6 protein-coding genes are annotated in these 6453 nt (G+C 71.0%); all 6 read right to left on the bottom strand.

Annotation, left to right across the window (positions count from 1 at the left end):
• Positions 1 to 34: 34 nt before the first annotated feature.
• The 6 genes from VFM98_RS15125 to VFM98_RS15100 are packed head-to-tail and all read right to left on the bottom strand — an operon-like array spanning position 35 to position 6257.
• On the bottom strand, positions 35 to 919 hold the full coding sequence (locus VFM98_RS15125; protein WP_325110738.1) for an ABC transporter permease: 885 nt from the start codon (positions 917 to 919) through the stop codon (positions 35 to 37).
• A gap of 7 nt (positions 920 to 926) precedes the next feature.
• Entirely contained in the window at positions 927 to 1868 is a 942-nt protein-coding gene (locus VFM98_RS15120) for an ABC transporter permease (protein ID WP_325110737.1), read from the bottom strand.
• A gap of 19 nt (positions 1869 to 1887) precedes the next feature.
• Positions 1888 to 3396 carry an ABC transporter substrate-binding protein gene (locus VFM98_RS15115; protein WP_325110736.1) on the bottom strand — a complete coding sequence of 503 codons (1509 nt, stop codon included), beginning with the start codon at positions 3394 to 3396 and terminating at the stop codon, positions 1888 to 1890.
• A 49-nt stretch (positions 3397 to 3445) separates the two neighbouring features.
• The gene (locus VFM98_RS15110; protein ID WP_325110735.1) at positions 3446 to 4531 is read right to left on the bottom strand and encodes a dipeptide ABC transporter ATP-binding protein; all 1086 of its coding nucleotides are present in this window, start codon (positions 4529 to 4531) and stop codon (positions 3446 to 3448) included.
• Positions 4528 to 5541, bottom strand: a complete 1014-nt coding sequence (locus VFM98_RS15105) for an ABC transporter ATP-binding protein (RefSeq protein WP_325110734.1) — start codon at positions 5539 to 5541, stop codon at positions 4528 to 4530. Before VFM98_RS15105 ends, VFM98_RS15110 begins: the two co-directional genes overlap by 4 nt.
• Entirely contained in the window at positions 5541 to 6257 is a 717-nt protein-coding gene (locus tag VFM98_RS15100; protein WP_325110733.1) for a DUF1028 domain-containing protein, read from the bottom strand. The genes VFM98_RS15105 and VFM98_RS15100 overlap by 1 nt, the downstream gene beginning before the upstream one ends.
• Between the last annotated feature and the right edge of the window lie 196 nt (positions 6258 to 6453).

Here is a 6453-nt window from a genome sequence, read left to right as displayed (position 1 = left end):
TGGTGCTGAGCGCGACAGCGCGAAGCCCAGCGCTTCACCGCTGCCGCGGATCCAGCGCATCCCGCAAGCCATCCCCCAGCAGATTGAACGACAGCACCAGCAGGAAGATCGAGACCCCCGGCCAGATCGCCATCCACGGCGCGTTGTCCATGAAATTCTTCGCGGTATTGAGCATGCTGCCCCAGCTCGGCGCCGGTGGCTGCTGGCCCAGGCCGAGGAAGGACAGGCTCGCCTCCGCGATCACGGCCGCCGCGATCGCCAGCGTGGCCTGCACCATCAGCGGCGCGGTGATGTTCGGCAGGATGTGCCGCAGCGCGATGCGCCAGGGCGGGTTGCCCACCGCGCGCGCGGCCTCCACATAGTCCTCCACCTTCACGCTCAGCACCTGCCCGCGCGTGAGCCGCACGAAGATCGGCGCCGCCGAAATGCCGATCGCCACCATCGCGTTGGTGAGGCTGGGCCCCAGGAAGGCGGCCAAGGCGATCGCGAGGATCAGGAAGGGGCAGGCCAGGAAGGCGTCGGTGATGCGCGAGATCACGCCGTCCACCCAGCCGCCGAGAAAGCCCGCCGCCATCCCGATCGGCACCCCGATCAGCAGCGAGATCGAGACCGACACCACGCCCGCCAGCAGCGAGGCGCGCGTGCCCCAGATCACGCGCGAGAGCACGTCGCGGCCGATCTCGTCGGTGCCGAACCAGTGTTCCGCCGAAGGCGCCTTGCGGATCGCGCTCCAGCTGGTGGCGATCGGGTCCTGCGGCGAGATCCAGGGCGCGAACACCGCCAGCAGGATGAAGCCGATCACCACCGCCAGCCCCAGCAGGGCGGCGCGCCGCCGCACGAGCCGCCGCCACGCGCGCCGCCACGGGCCGGCCGGCGGGGCGACGGCCTCGTGGGTGGGGATGGGCAGGACGGCAGCCATGCGTTCCTCAGTGCCGCAGGCGCGGATTGACGGCGAAGTACGCCAGGTCCGCCAGCAGGTTCAGCAGCATGTAGGCGGTGGCGGTGACCAGCACCACGCCCTGCACCACGGCGTAGTCGCGGTTGAACACCGCGTCGACGATCAGCTTGCCGAAGCCGGGAATGGTGAAGACCTGCTCGGTGAGCACCGCGCCGGAGAGCAGCGTGCCCAGCTCCAGCGCGCCCAGCGTGATGACCGGCGTGAGCGCGTTGCGCAGCGCGTGCTTCAGCACCACCGTCTTCTCGTCCAGGCCCTTGGCGCGCGCGGTGCGCACGTAGTCGGCCGAGAGCACCTGCAGCATCGCGCTGCGCGTGTGCCGCATCAGCACCGCCGCGATCGCGTTGCCCAGCACGAAGGCCGGCATCAGCATGGCTTGCAGGTTGCCCCACAGGTCCTCGAACGGGCTCACGTAGCCCGAGGCGGGCAGCCATCCGAGGTTGACCGCGAACAGCAGGATCAGCAGGATGCCGAGCCAGAAGTTGGGCGTCGAGATGCCCCACAGCGCGAACAGGTTGGCCGCCCAGTCCCAGATCGTTCCGCGCCCGACGGCCGACACGATGCCGGCCGGAATGCCGATCACGAGCGCGATCAGCATCGCCATGGAGGCGAGCTGCAGCGTCACCGGCAGCTTCTGCACCACGAGGTCCAGCACCGGCTGCTGGTTGCGGATCGATTCGCCAAGGTCGCCGCGCAGTACGCCGCCCACCCAGTAGGCGTAGCGCACCGGCAGCGGCTCGTCGAGGTGCATCTTCTTGCGCAGGTACTCCACCACCGCGGGGTCCTGCTCCTCGCCCGCCAGGATCTTCGCCGGGTCGCCCGGCAGCAGTTGCTGCAGGCCGAAGATCAGCATCGACACCAGCACCAGCGTGGGCAGGAGCTGGGCGATGCGCTTGACGAGGTAGTCGAACATCAGGCGGCGAAGCGAAGAGTCAGGCCCCGTTCCCCATCTTCAAGCCCTGCACCCGCAGCAGCCCGTCGGGGATGTTGCGCACGCCGGAGAGCTTGGGGTTGTACGCCCACAGCCACTTGCGGTGGTACACGTAGACGATCGGCCGCTCCTTCAGCACCCGGGCGGCGATCTGCTCGAACAGCTTCTTGCGCTCGTTCACGTCGCGCACCTCGCGCGAGGCCTTGATCAGCTTGTCGGTCTCGGCGTCGCAGTAGCCGGCGTAGTTGAGCGGCTGGTTGCAGGCATGGAAGCTGTACAGGTTGCCATCCGGATCCGGCCGGCCGCTCCAGGCCAGCACGTAGGCCTCGAAGTCGCCCTTGTCGGCCATGTTGAGCGAGGTCGCGAATTCGGCCGCCTGGATCTTCACGTCGAAGCCCGCTTCGCGCGTCATCGCCTGCACCACCAATGCCATGCGCTGGGCGTCGGAGGTGGTCGGCGTCAGCAGGGTGAAGCTCGGATTGGGCACGCCGGCTTCCTTCAGCAGCTGCTTGGCGCGGGCCACGTCGCGCTTGGGCAGCGGCATGTTCTTCGCGTAGAAGCTGTTGGTGGGCGGCACCCACTGGTTGCCGGGCAGGGCCTCGTTGTCCATCACCACCTGCACCAGGCCCTGGCGGTCGAGCGCGAGCTCGAAGGCCTCGCGCACGCGGCGGTCGCGCCCGAGCGGGTTGTTCTTCGCCTTGTCGCTCTTGCCCACGTTGATCGTGATGCCCTGGTAGCCGATCTCCGTGATGCTGGCCGTCTTGAACTTCTTCTCCTTGACGATCTTCTCCATGTCGCTCGGCGCCACCCGCTCGATGAAATCGAGCTGGCCCGAGCGCAGGTTGGCCAGCCGCACGGTGGCGTCCGGGATCGGCACGTAGGTGATGCGGTCGATGTGGACCGCGGCCTTGTTCCAGTAGTCCGCGTAGCGCTCCAGCACCATGCGGTCCTGCGGGACGCGCTCGACGAACTTGAACGGGCCCGAGCAGACCGGGTGCGAGGCGAACTTGTCGCCGGCTGCCTGCGCCGCCTTGGGCGAGATCATCATGCCGGCGCGGTCGGTCAGCGCCGCCAGCAGCGGCGCGAACGGCGCCGACAGGTTCAGCCGCACGGTCCCGGGATCGACCACGTCGACGCTGGAGACCGGCGCCAGCTCGCCGCGCCGGTTGCTGCCCGGGATGGTCTTGTGGCGCTCGATGTTGAACTTCACCGCGGCGGCGTCGAACTTCTCGCCGTCGTGGAAGGTGACGCCCTGGCGCAGCTTGAGCGTGAGCGCCTTGCCGTCGCCGGACCATTCGTAGCCGGTGGCCAGTTGCGGCACGATGTTCAGCTTCTCGTCGATGTCGAACAGCTTGTCGCACAGTGCCGCGAACACCACCCGGCCGACGAAGGTGCGGGCCAGCGAGGGATCGAGCGCATCGGGGTCTTCGGCCAGGCCGATGCGCAACTGCGTCTGCGCCTGGGCCGCGAACGCAGCGGCGCCCAGCACGACGATGCTCAGGGGCCGCAACAGGGATCTTGGAAGGCAAGGCATGGTGGGCTCTCCGGGGAAGGTGGGTTCAAGGGCCCGGCGCCGCGGGCGCCGGGGTGACGAAGGCGGCCTGCAGGCGTTCGAGCCGGCGGCGCGCGGGGGCGAGGGCGATCGGTTGCACGGTGGCGGCGCGCGCCTGCAGCTCGCGCCAGAAGTGGCAGGCGGCGGCGTGGCCATCGCGCGTGGCCTCCAGCGGCGGCGCCTCTTGCGAACAGAGCGGCTGCGCGTGCGGGCAGCGGGTGTGGAAGTGGCAGCCGGTGGGCGGATGCAGGGGGCTCGGCACGTCGCCGCCGATCACGCTGCGCTCGCGCCGCGCGTCCGGCTCCGGCCGCGGGATCGCCGACAGCAGCGCCTGCGTGTAGGGATGGCGCGGCGCCGCGAACAGCGCGTTCTTGTCGGCCGTCTCCACCACGCGCCCGAGGTACATCACCGCGATGCGCGTCGCGATGTGCTTCACCACCGCGAGGTCGTGGGCGATGAAGACGTAGGCCAGGCCGAAGCGGCGCTGCAGGTCCTGCAGCAGGTTCACCACCTGGGCCTGCACCGACACGTCGAGTGCCGACACCGCTTCGTCGCAGATGATCAGCTTGGGCTCCACGGCCAGCGCGCGGGCGATGCCGATGCGCTGGCGCTGGCCGCCGGAGAACTCGTGCGGATAGCGCTGCGCGTGCTCGGGTGCCAGGCCCACGGTGCGCAGCAGCTGCGCCACCCGCTCGGCCTCGCGGCCGGCGTGCAGGCCGTGCAGGCGCAGTGGCTCGGCCAGGGTCTGGCCCACCGTCATGCGCGGATTCAGCGACGAGTACGGGTCCTGGAAGATGATCTGCATGGCCCGCCGCTGCGCCCGCAGCTGCGTGGTGGAGAGCTGGCCCATGTCCTGGCCGTCGAAGACCACGCGGCCGGCCGTGGGCTCGATCAGGCGCAGGATCAGCCGCCCGAGGGTGGACTTGCCGCAGCCGGATTCGCCGACCACGCCCAGCGTCTCGCCGGCGGCGAGCTGCAGGTCGACGCCGTCGACGGCCCGCACCAATCCGCTCACTCGCCCGAACAGGCCGCGCCGCACGGGGAAGTGCTTGACCAGGCCTTCGGCGCGCACCAGGGGCATCGGTTCGCTCATGGCGCGGCCTCCGCTTCCGCCAGCTGCGGCGCCAGCACGTCGGGATCGAGCGGCGCGCGCCAGCAGGCCGAGGCATGCTGCGGGCCCACCTGCGCCAGCGGCGGCGGCTCCGCGTGGCAGCGCGCGATCGCGAACGGGCAGCGGGCGACGAAGTGGCAGCCGCGCGGGCGCCGCAAGGGATTGGGCACCTGGCCCTCGATGGAGGCGAGCCGCTCGCGCTCCAGGTCCAGCCGCGGGATCGAGCCGAGCAGGCCCACGGTGTAGGGATGCTGCGGCTGCGCGAAGATGGCGGCGACCGGCGCGCGCTCCACGATGCGGCCGGAATACATCACCGCCACCTCGTCGGCCACTTCCGCGACCACGCCGAGGTCGTGCGTGATCAGGACCAGCGCCATGCCGGTTTCCTTGCGCAGCGTGGCCATGAGCTCCAGGATCTGGGCCTGGATCGTCACGTCCAGCGCCGTGGTCGGCTCGTCGGCGATCAGCAGGCGCGGCTCGCACGCCAGCGCCATCGCGATCATCGCCCGCTGCCGCATGCCGCCCGAGAGCTTGTGCGGGTACTCGTGGAAGCGCTGCTCCGGCGCCGGGATCCGCACCTGGCGCAGCACCTCGATCGTGCGCGCCTGCGCCGCCGCCCGCGCCATGGGGCGATGCCGCAGCAGCGCCTCGACGATCTGGTCGCCGATGGTGAACGCGGGGTTCAGCGATGTCATCGGCTCCTGGAAGATCATCGCCATGCCGTTGCCGCGCAAATCCAGCAGCTCGCGCTTGGGCGCGCCCACCAGCTCGCGGCCTTCGAAGCGGATCGAGCCGCCCGTGATGCGCCCGGGCGGATCGGGCACCAGGCCCATCACCGACAGCGCGGTCACGCTCTTGCCGCAGCCGGATTCGCCGACGATGGCGAGCGTGCGGCCGGCCTCGACGGCGAAGCTCACGCCGTCCACGGCCGGGAAGCTGCCTTCGTCGGTGGCGAACTCGGTGCGCAGCTCGCGCACTGCCAGCACGGGCATCAGGTCGCGCCTCCGCGTTCGCGCTGGAAACGCTCGATGCGCGCTTCGATCTCCGCGCGGTCGATCACGCCCACCGGGTCGTGCCGGCCGGCCAGGCAGGCGAGAAAGGGCTGGGCGCGCTCGAGGCTGGTGCGATAGAGCCGCTGCAGCTCCTGCACCGGCTCGGGGTGGTCGTCCACGCGCAGGTCGAGCTGCGGGTAGTCCTCCTCGGCCTGGATGCGCAGCGCCGCGGCCTGCTTGCCGCGCTTGTCGCCGCCTGCCGCCTCGCCGGCGGCGAGCGCCGCCAGCAGCCGCTCCGGCAGGGGGCGGCCGCGCGTCTCCAGGAAGGCTTCGGCCGTGGCCTCCAGCACCCGCGGGCCGGCCAGCATGTTGCCTGCCACGCTGAAGTCCGCCTCGACGCGGTGGCCGCACCAATCGATGCAGGCATTGCCGCTCCAGGCGGCGGCGCGGCCCTCGGCCGGCAGGATGTGGAGCTGGCGCTGGTCGCGCCCGGCGTCGGCGCCGGTCAGCATCGCGATCACCTGCTCGGGCGTGCGGCCGGCGGCCAGCAGTTCCAGGCCCTGCGGGCCGTACAGCGGATTCATGAGCGCCTGCGTGGACAGCACGCCCACCCCGCGGCGGGCGTGCACCGTCAGCGCGCCCACCGCGAAGAAGCGGCTCGCGATGGCGGCACCGAAGCGTCCGGCCTCGTCGCGCGCCAGGATCGACCACGTCATTGCTGCATCCCTTGCGGGCCCGGAAGGCCCTGTTGGGGGGCATTCTGGCCCCAGAGTGGCCGCGCCGCTGCCCGGCGCAACCCTGACGCCCGGCGCCGCCGAAGCGCCCCCGACTGAGGCAGATCAAGTGCGGCCGGCGGGCCGGCGCGAAGAATCGGCTCCATTGCAGGCCACCTGCCTGCCCGTCAAGGAGATC

Source organism: Ramlibacter sp. (assembly GCF_035706265.1).
GTDB lineage: Bacteria > Pseudomonadota > Gammaproteobacteria > Burkholderiales > Burkholderiaceae_C > Ramlibacter.
This window is presented reverse-complemented; position numbering and strand designations above follow the sequence as displayed.

Coding starts and splice junctions, on each gene's coding strand:
- VFM98_RS15120 (WP_325110737.1), bottom strand. CDS start 1,868: ATGTTCGACTACCTCGTCAAGCGCATCGCCCAGCTCCTGCCCACGCTG.
- VFM98_RS15105 (WP_325110734.1), bottom strand. CDS start 5,541: ATGCCCGTGCTGGCAGTGCGCGAGCTGCGCACCGAGTTCGCCACCGAC.
- VFM98_RS15110 (WP_325110735.1), bottom strand. CDS start 4,531: ATGAGCGAACCGATGCCCCTGGTGCGCGCCGAAGGCCTGGTCAAGCAC.
- VFM98_RS15100 (WP_325110733.1), bottom strand. CDS start 6,257: ATGACGTGGTCGATCCTGGCGCGCGACGAGGCCGGACGCTTCGGTGCC.
- VFM98_RS15125 (WP_325110738.1), bottom strand. CDS start 919: ATGGCTGCCGTCCTGCCCATCCCCACCCACGAGGCCGTCGCCCCGCCG.